Consider the following 22,277-nt stretch of genomic DNA (forward strand, 5'->3'; position numbering starts at 1 on the left):
ACCGGTTCCTGCTCGAGAACGGCACACCCATCTCGATCGAGCGAGCGATACTGCGTGCCACACTCTCGCCGTCGCCGGTTCGAGTACAACGGCGCGGCTCTCGCACATGAGAACGGTCGGTTGGCAGTCGGATCGAAACAGTCAGTCAGATGGGTATGGCGAGGATGCGGCTGCGGTGTCCCATTGGGCTCGGGTGGCGGCGAAGAGGTCCACGCATACCGCCACGAGGTCCGCGGGGTCGTCGCGGCGGCCGTCCATCAACCAGTCGACCAGCAAGTGGTTGACGCCACCGACCAGTGCTGTCGCGGTCAGCCGCTCGCTTCGCGCCAAGGCGCGCGTGCTCTTGGCGGCCCAGGTGGCCAGCACGGTGTCCACGAAGTCGCGCAACACCCGGTGGCGGCGCTGTTCCATGTCCGGTGAGACTCCTACGACTTCGATGAGCACCACCCGCGCGCGGCGTGGATCGTCGGTCAGATATCGGATGAAGGCCCTGAGCCCGGCCGCGGTGAGCGCGTCGAGGTCGGGGCCCGCCTGCGAGAGCGCGGCGGCCGTCGCAGCACGCATCGCCTCGGACAGGGTGTCGTAGAGCGCGGCGAGGCAAACCTCCTTGTTGGGGAAGGACTCGTAGAAGTACCGCTCGGTGACTCCCGCGCCGCGGCAGATCTGTTTGATCGACGCGAACGCGTAGCCGGAGGTGCCGAACTGCTCCAACGCGGACTCCAGGATCGCCGCGCGTCGCTGGCGCACGCGTTCCTCAGGCGCGATACCGGAGTACTTACGGCCGGCGAGCTTCGGACCGGATGCACCCGGACCGGACAGTGTCATGAGCCTTTCCCTTTCTGCCGACGAGGTGTAATACTAGCGAGGCCAATTCTGACAATCTCAATTGTCCAATGCTCACGGCCAAGGTCAGCACCCAGCACCACCCCGTGGAGGAAGGCGGCACGCCATGACGACAACACTGGCCGGGCGGATCGTGGCAGTCACCGGCGGTGCCCAAGGCATCGGCCGGGAGATCGCACGGCAACTCGCCGCAGCGGGCGCCCGGGTCGCGATCGGCGATCGTGATGTCGAAGCGGCCTGTATGACCGCTGCAGAGCTCCCGGGGCAGGTGCACGCATTTCACCTCGATGTGACCGACACCGCGTCGTTCAGGGGGTTCCTCGCCGAGGTCACCGACCTGTGGGGATCGTTCGACGTGCTGGTCAACAATGCCGGGGTGATGTGGGTCGGCGCTTTCGACACCGAACCGGAGGCGGCGACCGAGCGCATGCTCGCGGTGAACCTGCACGGCGTCATCCGCGGCGTCCGACTCGCCGCGCCGGCAATGCGAGTTCGTGGCAGCGGCCACATCGTCACGGTCGCCTCGGCGGCATCCAAACTCGCCCCTCCCGGCGAATCGACCTACGCCGCAACCAAACACGGCGCCCTCGGCTATCTCACCGGAGTACGCGAAGAACTGCGCGGCAGCGGCGTGCACATCTCGGTGATCATGCCCGGTGTGGTCGATACCGAACTGGCGATCGGTACCGACAGCGGCACGATCGCCCGGCTGGAACCCGACGATGTCGCCGCTGCCGTCGTGAAGGTGCTCGCTCGCCCGCGCTTCGAGGTCACCATCCCCGCCTCCATCGGACTGCTGGTCCGCGCCACCGCCCTGCTCCCACAGGCACTGCGCGATCGAGTATTGCGCCGCACGGTCCCCAACCAGGTCGAGGCCGCACGCCGATCGAAAGCCCGCGACAGCTACGAACACCACGCCCTGACCGACACCGATCCGAGGAGGAACCGATGACCGCCACCGAACCCGCCACGCTGCGTCCGATCCCGGAATTCGACGGCGTCCATGACATCTGGCCGCGTGGCAAACGCCTCGACGCCATCCGCGAAGCAGCACAGAACTACCGGGAACGGTTCCTCACCCAGGGACAGGTCAAAGCGGTCAAGAGCTTCGACATCGCCGCCGCGCCGTATCCGGCGCAGTACGCGTTCCAGAACTACTCGGTCAACGTCAATCCCTTCATCTCGATCATCAACCGCATGTTCGTGATCCAATTCGAGGGCTTCGACGGGAGACTGAAAACCCTGGTCTGGGAACCCACCGTCGCCGCGGGGTCGGCCGAAGCCCCGTTCTACGGCAAGTTGCAGCGCTTCGCACGCAAGCTCCGCCTCGACTCCTGGTTCGTCGACTACTACAACGACCCCGACCAGGTGCTGCCGCGAGTGGGGTTGAGCAATGACGACGTGGACTACCTCAGCTTCGATCACCTACACGTGCAGGATCCGCGCATGATCCTGGGCAGCACCGAGACGATCGAGGGCGAGACCACGCCGCGAAAGCCGTTGTTCCCCAATGCGAAACTACTCGTGCACCGCAGAGAGCTGGGCACCTTCGAGTCCATGCACCCGATGCAGTGGGCTTGGTATGTCGACGGCGGCATGAATGGAGTTCCCGAAGACAAACTCGACATCTTCGACGGTGACGTCGAACTCGGTATCGGAGTCAGCCTGCTCTGGACTCCCGGCCACACCGACGGCAACCACTCTCTGGTGGTCAACACTCCCGACGGCGTGTGGGTGTCCTCGGAGAACGGCATGGCCGCAGACAGCTGGCAACCCGAACTGTCGAAAATCCCCGGCGTACGCCGCACCGCCGAGTTCTACGGCCGCGAGGTCGTGCTCAACGCCAACACGCTCGAAGACTCCCTCGACCAATACGACTCCATGGTCAAGGAGAAGACCCTCGCCAGCCCGTCTCCGCGCAATCCCCAATGGCGGCAGATCATTCCGTCCTCGGAATGCGCGAACTGGAAGCGACAGTGGCCGGTCGTACCGACATTCAGCCACGGCGGCCTCGACTACGGCACCATCACCGTCCCCGACAGGTAGCCCGGTCCACCGGCAACCGGTCTTCTGCTCGCACGTGCCCACGGGTGCGATCCCCGCCTACATCCCGATTTCGAGGAATCCCATGAGCACACCCGATCCGATCGGCGCACCGGCTCGGCCGACCGAACCCCACGCCCCGCATCGGGCGGCAAACCACGCGGTCGATGATCACGTGATTGCGACGAAACGCTCGTTCGCTGCATTTGTGACCATCTGGGCGTCGCGGATCTTCGTTCGGCCCACCCTGTGGTTACTGCCGCTGCACTCGCCGGCCGGGGTTCTCGGCTATCGATTCACCCAGGTCGTGGCATGCGGGATGTGGTTCGGTCCGAGGCTCCCGTACACGACAGTCGATGTCGCGGGCCCTCGCGGCAGGACCGTCGGCGAGTGGGTGGGCGGCCGAGCCGAGCCCGGAAGCCGGTTGATCTATTACATCCACGGCAGCGGATACATCAGTTGCAGTCCGGCGACTCACCGCGGACTGGTCTCGGAACTGTCGCGCCGCCTGCACCGCCCGGTGTTCTCGGTGCGATATCGGCGAGCCCCGAAGTACCGGTTTCCCGCCGCCCACGACGACGTCCTCAACGGTTACCTGTGGCTTCTCGAACAGGGACACCGCGCGAGCGACATCATCGTGATGGGCGATTCGGCCGGCGGTCATCTGGCATTGGGACTCTGTGTGCAACTGCGCGAACTCGGCGTCGAACAGCCCGCCGCGGTGGTCGGATTCTCCAGCGTCGTCGATCCGACATGGCAACTGGCGGCGGCAAACAAGGGTGTGCGGGATCAGTTCATCTCCGCCCGGACCGGTCCGCGAATCATGCAGACCTACCTGGTCGGAGTGGATTACACCGATCCCCGCCTGGATGTGCTGGCCGGGGCCGGGCCCGAGCTGCCCCCGATGCTGCTGCAAGCGGGTGGGAGCGAAGCGCTCGGCTCGGACTCCGAACACTATGCCGCAGCACTGAACTCGGCAGGCGGACGATGCGAAGTCGAGATCTATTCCGGCATGTTCCACGTATTCCAGATGGGATATCCGCGAATGTCGGAAGCTCGCAGCGCCCTCGACAGCGTCGAGCGGTTCATCGACACCATCGACACGAATCACAACGCACCTGCCTGACAGTCCACGGCACCCGCTGCCCACTTGCACGACCGCGTGGCCGCATCGGGACGGTCGATAGCAACGGGCCCCGCGCGGCCAAGACTGTTCACGACCCGCTCAACGACCACTTCCGCCGGAAGTGCTCGCCGGCAACGACCGACACAAACCGATTGCCATCCCCGAACAACGCTCGATCGCCGATTCTGGTCCGCTTGTCACTTCCGCCTGAAGACTGGATCCGGCACAAATTTAGTGATAGCGGATTCCGGTTGTTCACTCGCTCAACAGGATTCGCTTCCGCAAGAGGTCGGTCTTCGTGCGGCCGAACATCTGTCGTTGAGCATCTTGATGCGGTTGACGCGCCCCTCGACCGTTCCGCTGCTCCACGGCATTGTCAGGCCGGCGGTGACCGCGTCCTGGTCGCGGCGCAGCCCTCGAACGAACGAGTGCAGCGCCGGTTGATCGTCGGCGCCACCTGACGATGCGAGAACACCGCCATCTACCGCCGCGAGTCACAGGCTGTGCTGTCCCCGCGGGTGTTGGGCGGTGTCCGGTGCGTCAGCCGCCGAAGTCGGCCCGATGGTCGGTGGCCCACTCGGTGAGGGTGCGCCCCGGCCTGCCGGTCACTGAGGTTACGGGTCGCACCTGGTCCGGCACGGTGAGCGTGTCGGACCAGTAGTCGAGCAGCATCTTCATGATCGGCTCGGGGATGAACTGGGCAGTTTCGGCGCGGAACTGCTCGGGTGTGATCTCGACCAGCGGGATCTCGCGGCCGATCGCGGCGCCGATCGCGGCGACCTGTTCGGCGCGTGTGAGCGCCTGCGGGCCGGTGATCGGGATCGTCGCACCGATGTGGTCGTCGGTCAGCAGTGTCTGGGCGGCGGCCTCGGCAATGTCGTATTCGTGGACCGGCGCCTGCGCCGACGCCAGGTACGGCGCCCGGATCGGTGCGCCCGAGCGGATTTGCCATGCCCAGGTGAGCAGGTTGTTGGCGAAGGTGCCGGGACGCAGGATCGTCCACGCGTCCGTGCGCTCGGTGACAGCGGCCTCGACCGCGCTGTGGTGCACCTGGCTGGCCGAGCCTCGATCGCGGGGGAACTCGATCGCCGCGGCCAGCGAGGAAAGCACGGTGAAGCGGTGGATGTCGGCGACGATGGCCGCGTCGAGGAACGTTTCAACGCCTCGCGCCGGGAACACGAAGACGCGATCGACCCCCTCGAACAGGTGCGCGCCGAAGGTCGAGGCGTCGGCGAGATCACCCGCGACCACCTCGACGCCCTCGGGCAGGTTCGCGTCGTCGGGCTTGCGGGTCAGGGCGCGGACCGAGGCGCCGCGGGCGATGAGAGTGGCGACGAGGTGGCGGCCGACGGCGCCGGTGGCGCCGGTGACGAGGATGGTCATCGTGGTGTTCCTTTGCTCGTGCTCTGTGTGATGTCTTCATCCTGAAGGCCCATTAGGTCATAATCTGTCCACAATTTCAGAAAGGTTTGTGCGATGGATACTTCGGCCACCGGGCGGGCGTTACGGCTGCTCGAGCTCCTGCAAACCCGCCGCTCGTGGCCGGGCGGTGAGCTCGCCGAACGGCTCGGCGTCGAGGCCCGGACCCTACGCCGCGACATCGAGCGGCTACGCGCGCTGGGTTACCGGATCCAAGCGCGCCGCGGACCGGTCGGCGGCTACCAGCTCACCACCGGCAGCGACCTGCCACCGCTGGTCTTCACCGCCGACGAGGCGGTGGCGATCGCGGCCGCCCTCGCCTCGTCCGCGGCCAACGGGTCGGCCGGCGCCGGTGAGCTCACGCTCACCGCGCTGGCCAAAATCGAGCAGGTGCTCCCCAGCACGGTGCGGCGCCGCGTGCGCGCGCTGCGCTCGTCGATGTCGCTCGGCGGCGGCGGGTTCGCACCGGGGGCATACCCGGCACCGCTGGATGCCGGCATCCTCGGCACCCTCGCACTGGCCTGCCGTGACTCCGAACGAGTCCGGCTGCGCTACATGAACACCGCCGGAACCAACGCCGGCACCGAGGCCGTCCGCCGCGTCGAGCCGGCGGCGCTGGTACCGAGGGAGAGCCGGTGGTATCTGATCTGCCGCGACCTCGACCGCGGCTGGCGCGCACTGCGAGTCGACCGGATCACCCGCGTCGAGCCGACCGGACAGCGATTCCCCCCACGGGCGGTACCCGGTGGCGATCCGGCGGCGTTCCTCGCCACCCAACTCGGCGCGCCACCCACTCGATACGCCGCAACAATCCTGATCCACGCTCCCATCGACCAGGTCCAGGCCTACATGGGCGGATTCGCCACCGACTTCGCCCCCACCACGCTCCCCTCGGGCCGGCCCGCCACGCACTGGCATATCGCCGACACCCGCCTCGAAGTCCTCGCCGGCGCCCTGCTGTGGGTGCGCTGGCGATTCGAGGTGATCGACTCCCCCGAACTCTCCGCGCTCCTACGCGAACGAGCCACCGCCTTCACCACCGCAGCGCGGGCTGATTCCACCGACAACCACTTGCGTGGTGAGCACGGCCCCGCCCGCATCGATACATGCGCTCCAGGCGGCGTCAGCGGATAGTCGCAGGTCTCCGCCGCAATATCCAGGTGCGCACCGCCTCGTAAAAGAGATATTGCCTTGCATCCTGCCCGTATTCGCAGCCATCGTTCCGCAATGCCCGCCCAACGCTCTGCGGCGCTGACGCCCGGAGTCACACCACCGCAGGCGCGCCGGGTTTCGCCTCGACCGAATCGAACAACGCGACAAGACCGCTCCTGCAGACACTGGCCGAACGATGATCTGGATCAGCCTCCCACGGCGTGGATCTGGAATTCGGTCTGGGGCAGGCCGCGTGGTTGGTCATCGAGGGCGAAGGCTGGGATCCGTAGGACCCAAGCTCGCCCGACGCGGCTTACGAGTGGGACATCCTGGTCGACGGCGGGCCCTCGACATCCGATGAACAGCTCGGTCGGTGGGTGTTCGACGTTCTGACAGAGTCGACTTCGTGGACGTTGGCCCTCTACTACATCGACCACATATCAGCAGTACGACCCGTTCAGCAGCTGGGCGGCAACGGCTCTCGTCGCGGCCGGCGCGATCGTGGCCGCGGCCGCGATCACCGTGTTGGTACGCGTGGTCCGCGTTTGATGCTTCCCCTGACTTCCAGCAACCGATTGACCTCTCGGCAGCCAAGGCAAGTACCAACCGAGCACGTCCGCAGGCCGAGCCGATACGGCACATCGTTGCTTGTCAAGCCGTTGTCGTTGTCTTTCGCGCGATTACTACCTGACCCCTGTAGAGACGGCCTCTCCCCGGCTCGCAGACCAGATGGCGCGCATGCCATTTCATCTCCACGGCCCACGCAGCACAGTCCGGTGCCCGCCCGGGACGGCCAGCGTCGGCGCCGGTGCTGCCACCACAACAGCAGCATATCGACCTACTCACCACGCACGGTGTGTCAGCAATCATTCAGCGTTCACGGGCTGAATAATTTGCATATGACGTCGATCGGGTTGTCCCGCAGAGCGATGCTCGCCCTGGCAGCGAGCGTACCGTTGAGCGTTGTGGCATCCCGACGCGCAGTGGCCGCCGCCCCGCCGATCCGATACACGATGACGGCGTTCACCAACGCCAGCCAGACCGATATGTGGGTCTACGAATCCACCGACGCAACGAATTTCCGGCTCGTCCAGGCCGACGCCTACCGTCCGCCGGACGCCGACCCCGCCGACACCCCGCCAGCGGCGGCCACGACCACGAAGGGCTTGTGCCGCGACCCCAGCGTCTTTCGTCACATCGACGGCCAGTACTACGTGACGTACACGACCGCATGGGACGGCAACACCATCGGGTTCGCTCGCAGCCGCGACCGGATCCACTGGGAGTTCCTGTACGAGTACACGATTCCGTTCGACGGTGTCACCCATACCTGGGCGCCGGAATGGTTCGTCGACCGTGACGGCACGGTCAGCGTCCTGGTGAACATCAACGACGGTACGGTCTTCCGGCCCTGCGTCATGACCGCGACCACCTCATCGCTGAGCCGGCTGCATTGGACCACGCCCATACCGCTGGCAGGCGTCATTCCCGCACCGGGCGGCCTCGGCTACATCGACACCACGGTCACGTTGTCGCAGGGACGCTACTACGCGTTCGTCAAGAACGAATCGACCAAGAACGTCGAGGTCGCGGTGGCCGACCGCCTGGTCGGCCCGTACACGTTCGCGCGAACCGGGAACTGGGCGCGCTGGGGCGGACCGGGCCCGGGACAACCGCGCGAGGGACAGTGCGTGATCCCGCTCCCCGACGGCCGATGGCGGATCTACCTGGATGCCTATGACCTCGACGAACCCACGCACGGTCACTATCTCTACAGCGACACCGTCACCGGCGACCTGCTCGGCGAGTGGACCACACCGAAGGACCTGCCCGTCCTGTCCGGTTTCGTCCGCCACTTCACCGTGTTACCCGAACAACTGAACACCGGCCCGCAACCGGGCCCGAAGCCCGTCACGCGGTGAGGACGATCGGGCCGCGGCCTGCCCGCACCGATCAGGCACCCACGGCCGCGCTCTCGGCATAGTCACCGAACGCACGGACCGCCGGCGCCAGCAGCCGGTCCGCGGACCAGACCAGGCCACTCTCGCGAAAGCGGGCGATTACTACCGGAAGGCTCGCCGGAACGCTGATCGGAGGCGCGATCGCCCTCGCCGACGGTCTATGGAAGTACCAGTTGACGGTCCAGTCGCCACCCGGACAAAGCCCGTACGCCGATCGTGGCTCGGTGACAACACCCGACGGCGTCGTCATCCCAGACGCCAACCTACGTCTCCCCTCCGGATCGGCGAGCGGCATCCGCAGCGGGTCGACATCCGGTTCAGCTCGCAATTGACAGCAGACGGGCGACGTTCTCCACCTGGAAGTGTGCACCGCCGTGACAACGGGTAACTCGACGTGAAATCCTGCGCCGCCAGCGCGATCACCTTGCCACCACAATCACCGCCGCCGGCCCGCGCTTGCGGCGCGCGCCGGGGGGTCGCGGCGCCGATCGATCTCCCGCGCCGATGCGGCGCACCACTCACGCAGGCGACCTCACGGCACGGGCGCATCCCACAGTGGGAACCAGCGCTCGAGTTCGGCTTCGATGGGCAGTTCGCCGGCGACTGCCGCGCGGACCTGCAGTTCGAGGGTGTTGTCGCGGCGTTGCGCCCCTGATGGTGCGAACGGGTAGATGGTGCCGCGTTTGAACAGGTAGACCAACCCTAACCGGTGGGGCGGGACGTCGGCGGTGGCGAAACCGATGACGGTACACAGCAGGTTCGGGCCGAACCCGTTGTCGGACAGAGTGGAATTGATCGCGTGCAGCGCGGTCACCAACGCGGACAGATCGGCAATGTCTTGCCGACAGGTGATCCAGCTGTAGCCGAATTCGTCAATCGTCACGGCCACCGCGATGGTCGGCTCGAGGTGCAGCAGATCGAGGACCTCCGCCTCGGACTGTCTTGCGCCGGCGCCCTCGGCCTGTTTGAAGCACACGGCCCCAGCACCGGTTGGGTGCACATCGAGTGCGGCCTGCAGTGTGTAGGCAGCGGGTGGAACGGCGAACAGTACATCGAGGTTCGGCTGCACCGGCTTGGTGCGGCCCAGCAGCGCGCTGAGGAATCCCATCTCGGTTTCAGCTCTCCTGCCCGAGTTCGGTAGCCAATGCGGCGAGTTGGTCCAGTCGCTGCTGGAGGCTCGGGTGAGTGGACAGTAGCGTCGACCAGGTGGCGCCGGCGCCCAGCGCGGGGGCAAAGAAGAACGCATTGAACGGCTGCTCGGTGCGCAGGTCACGGCTGGGAATGCGGCCGATATCCCCGCTGATCTTGGTCAGCGCCGAGGCCAGCTCCGACGGGCGGCCGGTGAGGATCGCGCCGGCTCGGTCGGCGGCCAGCTCACGATACCGTGACAGGGCGCGGATCAGCACGAAGCTGATCGCGTAGACGGCCGCGGACACCGCCATCACGGCCAAGACGACGAGAAACAAGTTGTCGCCGTCACGGCGGTCCCGGCCGCCACCCCCGAACATTGCGGAGTACAGCGTGAATCGTGCGATAAGCCCCGCAAGCACGCCCATGAACGATGCCGTGGTCATCACCACCACATCCCGGTGCGCGATGTGCGAAAGCTCATGCGACAGAACACCGTCGAGCTCATCGGCATCGAGGCGCTGTAGCAGGCCGGTGGTGACGGCGATGACCGCGCGACGAGGGCTACGACCGGTGGCGAACGCGTTGGGCATATCGAGGTCCGCGATAGCGACCTGCGGTTTGGGCATGTTCGCGGTCGCGCAGAGCCGGTCGATGATGCCGTGCAACTGCGGCGCCTCCTCCGCGGTGACGACGCGAGCACGCATCGCATACAGAGCGATCCGGTCGGAGAACCAGAACTGCGCGAACAGCAGCCCACCCACGATCAACACGATCACCACGACCGACTTGATCAACACCACCAGCGCCGCAATGAACACGACATAGACCAAGCCGAGCAAGAACATGGTCAATCCCATGCGGGCCGTGAGCCGATGATCCGGCCGGAAACGAGTACGCATGCCCGCGTTATCCCGGAATCAGTCCGTCGTCGCGCAGCATCGCGCGAACCTCGGACAGCGGCATGTCCGCACTGGGAAGGACCAAATCCGAGGCGACCAGCGCATCGTCCGCTACCGGGGTAGCAAGATCGCGGACAGTGGCCAGCATGCGGCGCAGGACGAGCGAGAACCCCGTGTCGTCTCCCGCGTCGGCGGCCTGCAGCAACTCGTCGTCGAGTTCGTTGAGGTCGCTGAGACGGGCGTCGTCGAGGGTGTACTGGCCTTCGCCGAGAATACGAACGATCATGGTTGCGGCCTTTCCTGCGCATGCGCCTCGATCGCCGGCGCGACTGTGCTCTTCAGTTGCGCCAGTTCGGCATCGACATCGTTGCCACGGCCGGCGTCGAGTGCGGCCTGGATGTCGTCACGCTGGCCGACCGGGGCGGTGGCATCCTCCAAGGCGCCCGAGGCGATCAGCTCGTCCAGCGCTTGCGAGCGCGAACTCATCTGCGCGGTCTTGTCCTCGGCCCGCTGGATCGCCAGCCCGACATCGCCCATCTCCTCCGAGATGCCGGTGACGGCCTCGCTGATCTTGGTTTGCGCCTCGGCGGCGGTATAGGTGGCCTTGATGGTCTCCTTGCGAGTCCGGAACGCCTCCACCTTGGCCTGCAACCGTTGCGAGGCGGTGGTGAGCTTGGCCTCCTGGGCGGCCAAGTCGTCGTATTGCGGCCGTAACTGCTCGATCTGGGCAAGGGACGCCGCGCGCCGCGTCAGCGCCTCCCGAGCCAGGTCGTCGCGACCCTGGGCGACCGCCTGCTGGGCCTGGCTCTGCAGGCGGTCAGCGGCCTGATGGAGCTGGTTTTCCTGCAGCTCGATGCGTTTGCGGCTGGTCGCGACATCGGCCAAGCCGCGCCGCACCTGAGCCAGCATCTCCAACTGACGCTGATACGAGTAGTCGAGAACCTCACGGGGGTCCTCGGTGCGGTCGAGCAGCTTGTTCGTCTTGACCCGGAACAACAAGGCAATACGTCGAGCGATACTCACTTCTCGTCACTTCCTCACATGTAGGAGCCGCTGCCTACACTGTCGTCGTCCACTGCGCCCGCTGCCAGGGACCTACGGCCCAACTTCAACCGTCCGCCGAACGCGCTCCCAGGGGCCCTTGGCTGAAACAGTCATCAGCCATGCTCGCGGCGAGCGCAGTGTGCCCGGCGAGAAAATGTTCTGCAGCCATGCGCGGGCTGCCGGTGTCGTCGGGACGAACCTCCGATGTCGGTTTGGCGTCCGTTTCCGCTGCCGCGTCGCGCGCGGAGTTCTACTCTTTCTGCTTGTCCGGTCGTTGGTGCCGGTGGTAGCCGACCTCCTCCGGCCGACGTGGACCGTAGCGGCGGTCTCCGAACTCCTGCACCAGCGAACGGCTCGCATCGAGTCGACGGTGTCGGAGCGTGCGGACGTAGATGTGGAAGGCAGCGCGAATCGCGAGGGTTATGACGGGCCCTGGTTCCGGGAGGGCGTGTACTTCCCGCAGGGCGGGCGGGCAGAAAGCCGAGATGATCCGCGCTGCTTGCGGGCGCAACGGCCGAGGCAGGCATCGCTCGCCGAACGCTTCGATCAGGGCTGCGGCGATGGCGCGGCCCTCGCGCGAAGGCTCGTATTCGAGCAGCTCGTAACGGCGAGACCATTCCCGCAGCTCCGCAGCAGTCGCCGGCACGTCCTCGATGTGCTGGCGGACCGCGACCGCACGCCAGAACATCCAGTGCGCTTCGCGTTCCCGGCTGGTAAAGGGCGATGCGCCGAGGGACGCGGTGATTTCGTGTGGGTCGAGTGCAAGGGTGGCGAGGGTGTAGAGGGAGTCTTGGTTGCGCAGCGGGAAGTGCGCGTGGATTTGGTTGAGTCGGTCGATCCAGGCCCGTCCGGTCTCCGAGTCCGGCCCGTGATCGAGGAGCTGGCCGAAGAAGACGATGGTGTCGTCGTTGCGCTCGATGGTGGATCGGACGATGTCCCCAGTCCCGCGACGGTAGAGCGTACGCGCCATGGTCGGCACTGCCACCTGCTTGAGGAAGGCCACGGTGAACAGGGCATAGACCAGAGGCGGGTGGCCGTGGAGGGTGACGAGCGAGAGACGGCTGATCTCGTAGCCGTCACGCGCCGGGTCGAGTGAGGCGATCGTGCGGTGCACGTCCGCACCGGTGACACGGGTCATGACGCCGGCTCCACATCCACCGAGAGACGAGCCTCCAGATCCACTGTGAGCGTGGCCCGTCCCTGATCGTCGGCGACGACCTCGGACTCTGCAGCGCCATGCACGTTGTAGGTATGCCGCGGACGCAGTTGGTCGATGGCGAGGCGAGTGCGCGTGGCCCCCGTGCCGGGATAGAGCACACAGCTGAGTGCGGCTCCGTCGGTGACCGCTCGTGCTACCAGCACCTCGGGGTAGGCGGCCTCGGCGAGACGGGGGCCATCGCGCCACGCGTCGGGCACGCCGAAGCCGATGAGGTCGCGCAAGCCGGAACTGCGTCCGAAGCGGGCCATCAGGCCGTAGAGGTTGCCCTGCGTGGACAGGCCCGCGTACCGGGCCGCACCGTCGCGCCGCTCGACCTCCTCGGTCTGGTCCACGTGGCGCAGCACGCCGGCGGCGACCTCCTCGTCTCCCATCTCGCGTGCCGCCATCGCGAGGAGAAGCTGTCCGAAGGTCTCCTTGCCGAAGACGTAGGAACCGGAGTCGCATCGGTTGGCCAATGTCGGCGGCAATGTGAAGTGGTCGTCGCGGCGCTGCAGCACTTTCTCCTTGAGCAGCCACCACGATCGGTGAGCGAGGTCGGGAAATGCTGCGTGGGTCCAGTAGGTGGTGGGTAGCCAGACGCCGTCGCCGGCCCACGGGCTCCACGACAGCCCGAGGGTCTCCGACCGCACGCCGATGACTCTGCCGTCGGGTCGGTGGAATTCCTCCACAAAGGTGCGCCGCAGCTGCTCCTCCAAGCGGTCGAAGCCGGTGCCGCCGGACAGCCTGCGGTCCATGAGGAGGGTGTTGACGGCGAAGCTGTTGCACACCGGGTAGATCCACCTCGGCTCGCAGGAGAAGAAGGTGAAGCGGGAGCGCTCGATGTTGCGCTCGATGGAGGCGACCAGTGACGGGAAGTCGTAGGCGTACTGCTCGTTCTCGCTCCAGCGGTACGTCAGCGCGCCTGCGGCGGAGAACCGTGAGTCTGCGAGGGTCTCGAACATGCCCACGGCGACTCCTTGCCAGCCTGTGAGCATGACGTTGTCGCCGTTGTCGACGGGGTCACGTCGCAGGGAGAGACGACCCCATGCATTCTCGAGTGCCCAGTAACCCCACACTCGGCGATCGCCCATCTTGAGGATCGCTCGTGACTGCGCCTCGGTCAGGTAACCCGCTAGTGCGGGAGCGTAGTTGTAGCGGTAAGTGGACAGCGCGTAGCCGAGGATGCACAGCTGGTAGCGCAGCGCCGCTTCCCTGAACTGGTCACGTCGGTCGAAGCCGTCGAAGGAGGACAACGGTTGTAGCGCGAGGTCCAGGGCGAACCGCAGGTGCTCCAGGTCGGCCGGCGTGGCCTCCCCGACGGGCAGAACGGAACGGGACGGCACCACCGAAGCTCGCAACTCGACGGAGCAGAGTTCCGCGTTCAGCCGTGCCGCGACGTCGCGGCGGCGGCGATGCCTCAGCGCATGACCGGTGAGACACAGACCGCCGAGCATCGGCCCGGCAGACGCGACCGCGAGAAGACCCTGGCCGGTCGGATGATGATGCCCGGCAGCCAGCACAAAAGCCAGGTCGAGTACCCACACAGTGATGGGAGCGAGGAAGGCGCCGATCATCCACCACATCAGCACGCCGACCAGCAGCGCGCTCACAGCAAGCATGCCGTGGACGACATGGCCGGCGGCGAAGTGCCCACCACCGGGGAACATGAGAGCAGCGCCGAGCACGGCAAGGCGCCCACTGCCACTCAGCATGAGCAGACCACCCACCGACCACGTCGCCGCGCAGATACCGGCGACGCGCAGCATCGTTCGACGCGCGACGGGTGCGATGAGCGGAGCCTCTTCGTCCAGCGGCGGCACGGCGGCAGGTCGTGTCGCGGCCGGCTCCCCCACCTCGTAGGCCTTCAAGGTCCCGGTCACCGACCCACCCCGACCTCGACGTGCCCGACCTGGTCGCCGGCCAGCTGGTAGCGCGCGGACGGTGCGAAGCGGCTGTCGTCCTGGTGTGGCCGCATCCATGCCACCACGGCATGGCCTACGTGTACCAGCAGTGCCATCACAGCCAGGGCGGCGACGCAACACATCATCGGCGATCTCCTCATCGGGAACTAGAACGTCTCAGTTCCTGATAACTTGGCAAAGGGCAGGTCGTCCTGTCAACATCGAGTCTGTGCCCCCGCCCGCCCCCGCTCGCTCGCGACGCGTCGTCGGCGACTCCGATCGCGTTGCCGAAGACGACGGCGGCAGCGAGCGTCAATACGCGGGCATGCCGCCGGAGGCCCGACGACAGCAACGCCGCGAGCGGCTGCTGGAGGCGACGCTCGACCTCGTGGGCGCCGGCGGCGTCGCGAGCCTCACCGTGGGCGCGGTCTGCGCACGCGCCGGCCTGTCGAAACGATACTTCTACGAGAGCTTCACCACGACCGACGAACTCGTCGCCGCTGCGCTCGAACGCAGCCTCGAATGCGTGCTCGATGCCGTGGACCCCGTGAACGTCACGGCCGACACCTCCGTCGAGGACATGGTGCGGGCCGCCGTGAGCGGTCTGCTGCGAGCCATGGACGATCCGCGCGCCGCCCGCCTGTACCTGGAGTCGCCCGCAGTCCCTGCCGCCGCCGCGGCTCGCGACGCAACGGTCGAGGCCACCGTCGACCAGCTGCTGCAGCACATCGTCGGCGACTCGCGGGCAACAGAACCACAGGCACGGCTGACAGCACATCTGCTGATCTCCGGCTCGACCCATGTCATCGCCCTCTGGCTTCGCGGCGACCTACACATGGATCGAGAGGAATTCATCGACACCCTCGTGCGCGTCGGCGCACAAGGTGCCGATCAGTTGAACGAGCCACCTCACAGACGCGATGAAGCGCCCATGACAACCGAAAGCCCAGCACCGGGCGGCTGCTCCGCATGAACGCTGGGCGCGCGCGGCGCGAAGAGGCTGTGGAGGCGCGCGAGATCGGGCGGCCTGCGGCACCGCGCGGTGGAGAATGCGGTGCCGAAGCCTCCAGTCGGGACAAGCGGCCCGCCGGGTCGTGGGCGTTGAGGACCACGGGTCGCGCCCGGAGGATATCTCACGCGCCATCTTGTACCTGGTGAGCGAGAGCGGGCGATTCGTCACTGGCACCCAGTGACGGGACCCCGTGATTCGGTCCCGCGTGCGCCAGTGGGCGAAAACCCATCCACGGCAAGGATTCCGCCGCGCCTATCACGATGCCCGGGGCGAAGGTTGGATCCTGAATCACAAGAGGATTCAGCGCTTGTGGCGTGAGGATGGATTGCGGGTGCCGCAGAGGCGGCGCCGCAAACGTGTCGGCGCCTCCACGGTGACCACAGTGACCGCGGTTGCGCCGAATCGGTTGTGGGCGTTGGACTTCCAGTTCGATGCCACCGAAGACGGACGGCCGGTCGAGATTGTGCCGATCGTCGATGAGCACACCCGGGAATGTCTCGGTGGTTTGGTGGAGCGCTCGATCACCGCCGAGATGAAGTCCCCGGACTCACCGGGGGACTCAGTCCCCTCAACCGGCTGCGCCTTGGCCGACTGCCTGGGCCGCCGCGTGGTGGTGCAACGCCTTTTCGTCGTCCACGTGGACGGGCTTGAGGTCGAACACCACTTCTTCGACCGTGCCGGTGAACGCATATGGCGCCTTGTCCTCGTAAGCGCGGTCCACGACGAGGCCGTTGTCGCGGCCGATATCCATGCCCGCGTAGGAGGAGAACGCGATCGGCGCGTGGGCTCCGGCGGCAAGCCGCACTATTTTCCCGGCGACCTGACCGACCACACGCCCCCGAACGACCGGTCGGGCAGCGGTAGCCGAGTGCGGTCCGGGTTGAACTTGCCCATCGCCTCGCCCAGGGCAGCCTCCAGCCCGCCCAGCGTCGACTTGTCCAGCTGCACAACCGACTTCATCGGGGACGAGGCCAATACCTGCTCGACACCCAGTCGGCTCTCCGGCGGCAGCACAGCGATCACGACCGCACTGCCGCCGCGAGAGCTTGCCCGATCTTTTCGCCGAGTCCGCTCTCCTGCCGGTGACAACCAATGTTTAGATGCGCATATATTCGTAGCGCAACATTGACGCCAGCCCAGGCGGGAACCCGCGGATAGGAGGCCGGGAAACCGATAACTTCCGGCAACTCGGCGGCTATTGGGCAGTCCGCCGATTCACGCTTCGACTCGCTTCCGTAAACCGTTGAGCGTGCTGTTCACCAGCCCTTTGATCACCCGCTTGCGGATGAAGCCGGGTAGCGGCAAGTTGTGGTGGATGGTCAACTGGTAGGTGACCGATGTGGTTTCCGGGCCGGCATCTTCGAGCTGGTACCGGCCTTCCTGACCGGTCTGCAATCGGCCTTCCACCATCGACCAGCTCATGCCGTCGTCACGATGCCGGTAGGTCAAGGTGTAGGTGTCGGTGCCGACCGTCGCCGACGCCTTGAACCGGGCGGTCACCGGCAGCCCGGTCTGCTCGTCCACCTCGAGCACGTCGGCTTCGAGGATCTCTGGAATCCACTCCGGCTGATTCTGCAGGTCGCGGATGGTCTCGAGCACCCGCGCCACCGGCGCGTGCAGGCGCACGGTTTCGGTGGCGCTGTCAGTGGGCACGGCGGCCATCCCCGGCGTCGTTCACTGCTTCGGATCTGGTATCGATGTCGGTCATGAGATCGGTCTCTCCTCGCGGTGGAGATGTCGGTGCTGCTCTGGCCGAGGGTGTCTGCTCGTGACAGTACTCTCACGTCGCGGCGCCGCCAGGGGGCATGTCCCGGCGGCTGTCGGGCTCTAATCGGGCGCTGGTCGATCGCGCGTTCGAACTGGCGTGAGCACGGGCTCGCCCGAGCCCCAGCTCCGGTCTCCGGTGATGCGGCGGTTCATCGCCCGCGCCATCCGTCCGGCCTGCAACACCGCCCGCGCCGCAAACGGGCCGGAATGCCGTTGCTCGACGGTCTCGATCCACAGCGCCAGCCAGCGCTGGAAGTGAGCGGCCGTGAGCGGATGATGCTCGTGCAGGCGGAGGTGGACGGCGAGGGCGCTGCGGCGGTAAGACTTGGTACCGAACAGCACCGTCTCCCAGAAGTCGCACATCACGGGCAGGTGCGATTCCAGACCGGCCTCGCGGAGTTCGGTGAACGGTTCCGCGAGCAGCTCATCGGTCAGTGCCCGGCCGTAGAAGTCACGCAGCAGCGCATCGATGTCCTCACGAGTGGTCAGGTCGGCGCGGCCGGCCGGCACTGTCATTTGACACTCCTTTGCCGGATAGGTGGCCGATCGGTCAGCGCGGAGCGGCTGATGCCGTTGATCCAATCTATCCCGGAAGTGAAAGAACCGTGTCCAGGCAGTGCCTGGACACGGCATCGAGGGCACACATACCCGATAAAAACGTGTCCGGAGGGAGACACATCCGTTGAACACACGGGTCTACCTGCGGAGGTGATCTATCGGCCAGGCGCGCAGTCCGGGGAGGGCACTTCGTTTTCGGCACCGCATTCTGCTGACCGGATCGGTCGCACCCCAGGGAACGCGTTACGGACGGTGGAGATCAGCCGGTGCCGGAGATGGGAGGTGTGCGGTACCAGGTTTGAACGTCGGCGGGGGTGGCGGCGGTCGCGTTGACCAGTGGTGCGCCGAATTGTTCGGTGTCGCCGGTGGCAATCACGAACCGGGCCGGCGCGGAGCCGGTGGCAACGAGGGTGTAGGTGCCGGCCTGCGCGGCCGAGGCGGTGTCGGCGAGGGTTAGGTACGAGGTCTGGGTGAACGGTTCGAAGAAGGGGGCGCGCGAGGTGTTATCGAGAGTGGTCACGGCTCCGTCGGGGCCGAGGATCGACAGTCGGGGCAATTGCGGGACGGGTACCTCGTTCTCGGGGGCCAGATCGGGAATGAGGAGCTGGGCATGGAAGGGCTCGCCTCCGGAGAGTTGGATGCGGACCGCGCGTGTGTCGCCGACCGCGCTGGTTCGGCCGTAGAAGGCGAACGAGACGGTTCCGATAGGGGCGAGTGGACTCGTGTCGAGGGCGTCGACGGTGTCGTCCGAGCCGAGCAGGACCGGGGTGTGCGCGGCGGCCGGAGCGGCAAGGCCCACCAAGGCCAGGGCGCTCGCGACGACAGTGAGAATGCGCCGCCGCCGTGCGCGTGGTCGAACTGTTCTCGGTGTGTCAGGATCCGCGTGATCGCCTCCTCGACTCCAGTTCCGATGCTGGTCGGCATCGGGAAATGGACATCGCGCGGCAAAAGACGGACGGCTGCTCATCGGCTCACGCTCCCGGCGCTGGCAGTGTTGTCGAGCATACCGGTGACGACGATGCCGTGCGTCGGCAGCAGATGTAGATCAGGCCCTGGCCACCCCACCAGTCCTTCGGCACGTTGCGCAAAGTGTCGTCCCACTGCTCCGGACGGCTGCCGTCAGCGAACGGGCTCAGGCCGGGCAACTCCACTCCGGTTCACCAACGATCACGCCGCAGAATCCCAACGCTGTCACGGGACCGGGGCCGCCCGCCCTCATCGGGCCTGCACGCTACTCGCCATTACCGCTCCTCGGTCCACTCCGACCCGGGATCCAGCCTCACCGCCCAGCTCCGCAGTTGCGGTGTCGCAGCCGATATCGTTACGAAGTAGCCGGGCAGGCTCGAGGAGACACTGCGATGATGTTCTCATCATGGGCGGCACCGGATACCCCGGCTGGGATCTGATCCGACACCGTCGCCCGGTGGCCGGAACAGCAGCGGTTCACCTTCCGCTTCTATCGACTACCCCGCCCGATCCGCCAACCCGATGCCCATCGTCATCGTCATCTCCGGCGACCTCAGGGCACTATGCCCTGAACCGGGAGTCCCCATCCAACTGGTGCACAACATCGTTCAAGCTCCCGGGGCGGGTGATCGCGACCGCCATCCTGGCCGTTGGGCTGTATTGGCCGGTCGCCCGATTGCGCAACCGCTCGGCTGTTGAGTCCGGTGTCGATCAGTTTCAGTTGACTCCGCAGGCCACGGGGTGATGGTGTGGCTGCAGCGGACTGGGCACCGTAGTGAATACGCCGGCCGCACTGGCCACCAAGGCCTCGCTCTCTCCACACAGAAGTTGGTCGTCTGTCCAGTTCATTGCCGGAGGCGAGCCCTGCAGCGTCGTACCGGGCCACGCAACCAACGCCCGCCACCTCCATGAACGGTCACAGCAGCGCGCTTAACCAATGCCCTATCCCAGAACCACCTCCCGTCAAACGCGGGTCCACTGGCGACGACGACAACTCCGGTCCAATATGGGCGAGTCTCGCTATCGTGCCCCACGTGCCATGGTCCGCTCCGAAGCGCCGGTGGTGCCCTGATAGAGAGTTGGTGAATCAGATGATCTCCAGTTCCGTGCTCGCCTCAACGCGGCCGTAACGCGCGGCGTCGCCACCGAGAGCGGATCGCTCGTCACCCGAATTCATTGCCACGTAGGCTGTGTCGACTCTCTCCCCCGTCGGGAAACCGGTCCGCCGCCTAGATTTCCGTCGATATGACCGCCACATATCACTCCGCCTGTCCGCCCACACCCGGACACCTGGGCGCCACTGGGTAGCGACCTGCGCGTGACTCTCCATTTGCCGCACCCTTCGGATTTTCTCGTTCACGCGGATGTGTCGTGCTGTGGCCCGGCCTGGCCCGCTCCGCAAAGCGCGAGAAGGCGAACCGGAGACATAATGTGTCTGTTTCGGGCGCCCCAGCCCTCGATACGAACTAGATCCAGAAAGGGCGGGCCGAGTATGCCGCGCAGCAATACCCCACTCGCGGCGGCGCCATGGGGGTCGCGGCTGCTGGGACGCGAGGACGAAGCCGCGGGAACTCGGCGGCTTCGCGTGCAATTGCTGTTGACGGTACCGATCGTGCTGGCCAACCTGGCCGGTGTCTTCGTGTCGATCACGTTGATCGGTTTCGTCCTCCCGGGACCTTCTGTCTTCGCTGAGAAGATGATCTTGGTCGATGCCGTCGCTGCCCCGGTATATGCCGTGGTCGCCATGTTGATCGGCGTGTGGTGGGGCACTGTGCGCGGTTTGGGCGCGCTGGGCTGGGCCCTCGACCCGGATGTGGTGCCCACCGAGCGGCAACAGGCCGCCGCCACAGCGGTGCCGCGGCGACTGGTGCGGATCCAGGCGGTGCTGTGGTTCGGCGGAGTGGTCGTGCTCACGCTGCTCGCCGGATTCGCAGACCCCGGGCTGATCGCCAAGGTCGCGTTCGGGATCACGTTCAGCGCGGTGGTGGTGTGCGCGAGTACCTATCTGATCATCGAATTCGCGTTGAGGCCGGTCACCTCGCGGGTGCTCTCGGCACGGAAGTCACGCTCCCGCAGCGGAATCGGCGTCTTCGGGCGATCGTTGCTGATGTGGCTGGTCGGTTCGGGTCTGCCGGTGGCGGGCCTGATGGTGCTGGCGGTACTCGCTCTGTGCACCGACGATGTGAGCACGGCCCGGTTGGCAGTGTGCGTGCTTTCGCTGGGCGGTGCGACCCTGCTGATCGGCCTGCTGCTGATGACACAGACGCTGGCCGCGACCGTCGCCCCGATCAGTGGCGTGCGCCGAGCGATGCGCGAGGTAGAGAAGGGCGAATTAGATCTGGAACTCGCGGTCTACGACGGCACCGAACTCGGTGAACTGCAGAGCGGTTTCAACAATATGGTCGGTGGTTTGCGCGAACGCGAGCAGATCCGGGACCTGTTCGGCAGGCACGTAGGGCGCGAGGTAGCCAACGCCGCACTGACAGGAAACGCGGAGCTCGGCGGTGTCGAAGTGGAGGCGGCCGCACTGTTCATCGACATCGTCGGATCCACCACAATGGCCGCGTCCCTGCCCGCACCCGAGATGGTCGCGATTCTCAATCGCTTCTTCGGTGTGGTGGTGGACGAGGTCGAGCGCCACGGCGGTTTGCTCAACAAATTCGAAGGCGACGCGGCGCTGGCCGTATTCGGCACGCCCGCAACACTTCCCGACGCAGCGGGCGCCGCATTGGCATGCGGTCGCGCGATCCACGCCCGGCTCGATACCGACGCCGCGGATTTCGTCGCCGCGATCGGCATCGCCGAGGGCCGTGTCGTCGCAGGCAATGTCGGCGCCCGACAACGCTACGAATTCACAGTGATCGGCGACGCTGTCAACGAAGCCGCCCGGCTCTGTGAACTGGCGAAACGCGACTCCCTGCTCCTCACCTCGGATAAGACGGTCGTCGCGTCCGCCCCCACCGAAGCCGAACACTGGCAGCTCGGCGAATCGGTGACGCTGCGAGGCCGGCTCACCCCGACCCGCCTGGCCCGCCCAATTCAGCCATCAGCACGCGGCGGCGGTCCACAACGCGAACCCGCCCCATCCGAATGACCAGGCCGCGGTCGCAGCCTTCAATGCCGAGGCCGCGCAGCTGGATGCCCAAGGCCAGCAATGCCGTTCGCAAGGCCATGGCATCCCCACGTCGGCGGCGCAGCACCGCCGAATACCCCGCGAGCCCGGCACCGGCGCCGCCGCCGGCCTCACCCGCGCACGC

Annotated in this window: 20 protein-coding genes and 2 pseudogenes; 8 read left to right on the forward strand and 14 right to left on the reverse strand. The window is 66.5% G+C overall.

The window, feature by feature from the left end; genetic code table 11:
• Nucleotides 1-141: 141 nt before the first annotated feature.
• The gene (locus NE2_RS33060) at nt 142-825 is read right to left on the reverse strand and encodes a TetR/AcrR family transcriptional regulator (RefSeq protein WP_063032519.1); all 684 of its coding nucleotides are present in this window, start codon (nt 823-825) and stop codon (nt 142-144) included.
• A gap of 124 nt (nt 826-949) precedes the next feature.
• On the opposite strand from NE2_RS33060, the gene NE2_RS33065 reads away from it, so the two are divergent.
• The 3 genes from NE2_RS33065 (at nt 950) to NE2_RS33075 (ending at nt 4,012) form a co-directional block, all read left to right on the forward strand.
• Nucleotides 950-1,795: an SDR family oxidoreductase gene (locus NE2_RS33065; RefSeq protein ID WP_063032521.1), complete on the forward strand. Its 846-nt coding sequence runs from the start codon at nt 950-952 to the stop codon at nt 1,793-1,795.
• Nucleotides 1,792-2,889 (forward strand): MBL fold metallo-hydrolase, encoded by a 1,098-nt coding sequence (locus NE2_RS33070; protein ID WP_063032523.1) that lies wholly within the window; start codon nt 1,792-1,794, stop codon nt 2,887-2,889. Before NE2_RS33065 ends, NE2_RS33070 begins: the two co-directional genes overlap by 4 nt.
• Before the next feature lie 205 nt (nt 2,890-3,094).
• Nucleotides 3,095-4,012: an alpha/beta hydrolase gene (locus NE2_RS33075; RefSeq protein WP_063909549.1), complete on the forward strand. Its 918-nt coding sequence runs from the start codon at nt 3,095-3,097 to the stop codon at nt 4,010-4,012.
• 540 nt (nt 4,013-4,552) lie between these two features.
• Here NE2_RS33075 and NE2_RS33080 read toward each other — a convergent pair.
• The gene (locus NE2_RS33080; RefSeq protein WP_063032525.1) at nt 4,553-5,395 is read right to left on the reverse strand and encodes an SDR family oxidoreductase; all 843 of its coding nucleotides are present in this window, start codon (nt 5,393-5,395) and stop codon (nt 4,553-4,555) included.
• Between the two features lie 93 nt (nt 5,396-5,488).
• Here NE2_RS33080 and NE2_RS33085 point away from each other — a divergent pair, with 93 nt between their 5' ends.
• Together NE2_RS33085 and NE2_RS33090 are read left to right on the forward strand one after the other, a co-directional pair.
• A complete protein-coding gene (locus tag NE2_RS33085; protein ID WP_063032527.1) occupies nt 5,489-6,565 on the forward strand; it encodes a helix-turn-helix transcriptional regulator in 1,077 nt (358 codons plus the stop codon).
• 983 nt (nt 6,566-7,548) lie between these two features.
• Nucleotides 7,549-8,505: a glycoside hydrolase family protein gene (locus tag NE2_RS33090; protein WP_233429964.1), complete on the forward strand. Its 957-nt coding sequence runs from the start codon at nt 7,549-7,551 to the stop codon at nt 8,503-8,505.
• Nucleotides 8,506-9,076: 571 nt separating this feature from the next.
• Here the strand turns inward: NE2_RS33090 and pspAB are convergent.
• The 7 genes from pspAB to NE2_RS36495 all read right to left on the reverse strand — a co-directional run bounded on the left by pspAB (nt 9,077) and on the right by NE2_RS36495 (nt 14,863).
• Nucleotides 9,077-9,652, reverse strand: a complete 576-nt coding sequence (pspAB, locus tag NE2_RS33095; RefSeq protein WP_063032529.1) for a PspA-associated protein PspAB — start codon at nt 9,650-9,652, stop codon at nt 9,077-9,079.
• Between the two features lie 7 nt (nt 9,653-9,659).
• Entirely contained in the window at nt 9,660-10,574 is a 915-nt protein-coding gene (htpX, locus tag NE2_RS33100; protein ID WP_063032531.1) for a zinc metalloprotease HtpX, read from the reverse strand.
• Nucleotides 10,575-10,581: 7 nt separating this feature from the next.
• Entirely contained in the window at nt 10,582-10,860 is a 279-nt protein-coding gene (gene pspAA, locus NE2_RS33105) for a PspA-associated protein PspAA (RefSeq protein WP_063032533.1), read from the reverse strand.
• Nucleotides 10,857-11,597, reverse strand: a complete 741-nt coding sequence (locus tag NE2_RS33110) for a PspA/IM30 family protein (protein ID WP_063032535.1) — start codon at nt 11,595-11,597, stop codon at nt 10,857-10,859. Before NE2_RS33110 ends, pspAA begins: the two co-directional genes overlap by 4 nt.
• Nucleotides 11,598-11,868: 271 nt before the next feature.
• Nucleotides 11,869-12,756, reverse strand: a complete 888-nt coding sequence (locus tag NE2_RS33115) for an oxygenase MpaB family protein (RefSeq protein ID WP_063032543.1) — start codon at nt 12,754-12,756, stop codon at nt 11,869-11,871.
• Nucleotides 12,753-14,696 (reverse strand): linalool dehydratase/isomerase domain-containing protein, encoded by a 1,944-nt coding sequence (locus NE2_RS33120; RefSeq protein WP_063032545.1) that lies wholly within the window; start codon nt 14,694-14,696, stop codon nt 12,753-12,755. Before NE2_RS33120 ends, NE2_RS33115 begins: the two co-directional genes overlap by 4 nt.
• The gene (locus NE2_RS36495) at nt 14,693-14,863 is read right to left on the reverse strand and encodes a hypothetical protein (protein WP_167356816.1); all 171 of its coding nucleotides are present in this window, start codon (nt 14,861-14,863) and stop codon (nt 14,693-14,695) included. Before NE2_RS36495 ends, NE2_RS33120 begins: the two co-directional genes overlap by 4 nt.
• Before the next feature lie 83 nt (nt 14,864-14,946).
• Here NE2_RS36495 and NE2_RS33125 point away from each other — a divergent pair, with 83 nt between their 5' ends.
• Nucleotides 14,947-15,690, forward strand: a complete 744-nt coding sequence (locus tag NE2_RS33125) for a TetR/AcrR family transcriptional regulator (protein WP_167356817.1) — start codon at nt 14,947-14,949, stop codon at nt 15,688-15,690.
• A 247-nt stretch (nt 15,691-15,937) separates the two neighbouring features.
• A pseudogene (locus tag NE2_RS35335) lies at nt 15,938-16,261 on the forward strand (IS3 family transposase); the annotation flags it as partial.
• Nucleotides 16,262-16,297: 36 nt separating this feature from the next.
• Here NE2_RS35335 and NE2_RS33130 read toward each other — a convergent pair.
• From NE2_RS33130 to NE2_RS33150, 5 genes and pseudogenes are all read right to left on the reverse strand, one after another.
• A pseudogene (locus NE2_RS33130) lies at nt 16,298-16,507 on the reverse strand (hypothetical protein); the annotation flags it as partial.
• 26 nt (nt 16,508-16,533) lie between these two features.
• On the reverse strand, nt 16,534-16,752 hold the full coding sequence (locus tag NE2_RS33135; protein WP_063032551.1) for a hypothetical protein: 219 nt from the start codon (nt 16,750-16,752) through the stop codon (nt 16,534-16,536).
• 192 nt (nt 16,753-16,944) lie between these two features.
• Nucleotides 16,945-17,382, reverse strand: coding sequence for an SRPBCC family protein (locus NE2_RS33140; RefSeq protein ID WP_063032561.1), 438 nt, complete (start codon nt 17,380-17,382; stop codon nt 16,945-16,947).
• Nucleotides 17,383-17,556: 174 nt separating this feature from the next.
• Nucleotides 17,557-18,012 carry a group III truncated hemoglobin gene (locus NE2_RS33145; protein WP_063909548.1) on the reverse strand — a complete coding sequence of 152 codons (456 nt, stop codon included), beginning with the start codon at nt 18,010-18,012 and terminating at the stop codon, nt 17,557-17,559.
• 301 nt (nt 18,013-18,313) lie between these two features.
• Complete coding sequence (locus NE2_RS33150) at nt 18,314-18,853, reverse strand: hypothetical protein (RefSeq protein WP_063032553.1); 540 nt, start codon at nt 18,851-18,853, stop codon at nt 18,314-18,316.
• Nucleotides 18,854-20,512: 1,659 nt separating this feature from the next.
• Here NE2_RS33150 and NE2_RS33155 point away from each other — a divergent pair.
• Nucleotides 20,513-22,114, forward strand: a complete 1,602-nt coding sequence (locus tag NE2_RS33155) for an adenylate/guanylate cyclase domain-containing protein (protein WP_063032555.1) — start codon at nt 20,513-20,515, stop codon at nt 22,112-22,114.
• Nucleotides 22,115-22,277: the final 163 nt, after the last annotated feature.

Source organism: Nocardia elegans NBRC 108235, assembly GCF_001612845.1.
GTDB lineage: Bacteria > Actinomycetota > Actinomycetes > Mycobacteriales > Mycobacteriaceae > Nocardia > Nocardia nova.

What these genes read in the sequence shown, in the direction of transcription:
- NE2_RS33080 (WP_063032525.1), bottom strand. Translation starts at nt 5,395, where the DNA reads ATGACCATCCTCGTCACCGGCGCCACCGGCGCCGTCGGCCGCCACCTC.
- NE2_RS33065 (WP_063032521.1), top strand. Translation starts at nt 950, where the DNA reads ATGACGACAACACTGGCCGGGCGGATCGTGGCAGTCACCGGCGGTGCC.
- NE2_RS33070 (WP_063032523.1), top strand. Translation starts at nt 1,792, where the DNA reads ATGACCGCCACCGAACCCGCCACGCTGCGTCCGATCCCGGAATTCGAC.
- NE2_RS33155 (WP_063032555.1), top strand. Translation starts at nt 20,513, where the DNA reads ATGCCGCGCAGCAATACCCCACTCGCGGCGGCGCCATGGGGGTCGCGG.
- pspAA (WP_063032533.1), bottom strand. Translation starts at nt 10,860, where the DNA reads ATGATCGTTCGTATTCTCGGCGAAGGCCAGTACACCCTCGACGACGCC.
- NE2_RS33085 (WP_063032527.1), top strand. Translation starts at nt 5,489, where the DNA reads ATGGATACTTCGGCCACCGGGCGGGCGTTACGGCTGCTCGAGCTCCTG.
- pspAB (WP_063032529.1), bottom strand. Translation starts at nt 9,652, where the DNA reads ATGGGATTCCTCAGCGCGCTGCTGGGCCGCACCAAGCCGGTGCAGCCG.
- NE2_RS33115 (WP_063032543.1), bottom strand. Translation starts at nt 12,756, where the DNA reads ATGACCCGTGTCACCGGTGCGGACGTGCACCGCACGATCGCCTCACTC.
- htpX (WP_063032531.1), bottom strand. Translation starts at nt 10,574, where the DNA reads ATGCGTACTCGTTTCCGGCCGGATCATCGGCTCACGGCCCGCATGGGA.
- NE2_RS33145 (WP_063909548.1), bottom strand. Translation starts at nt 18,012, where the DNA reads ATGACAGTGCCGGCCGGCCGCGCCGACCTGACCACTCGTGAGGACATC.
- NE2_RS33060 (WP_063032519.1), bottom strand. Translation starts at nt 825, where the DNA reads ATGACACTGTCCGGTCCGGGTGCATCCGGTCCGAAGCTCGCCGGCCGT.
- NE2_RS36495 (WP_167356816.1), bottom strand. Translation starts at nt 14,863, where the DNA reads ATGATGTGTTGCGTCGCCGCCCTGGCTGTGATGGCACTGCTGGTACAC.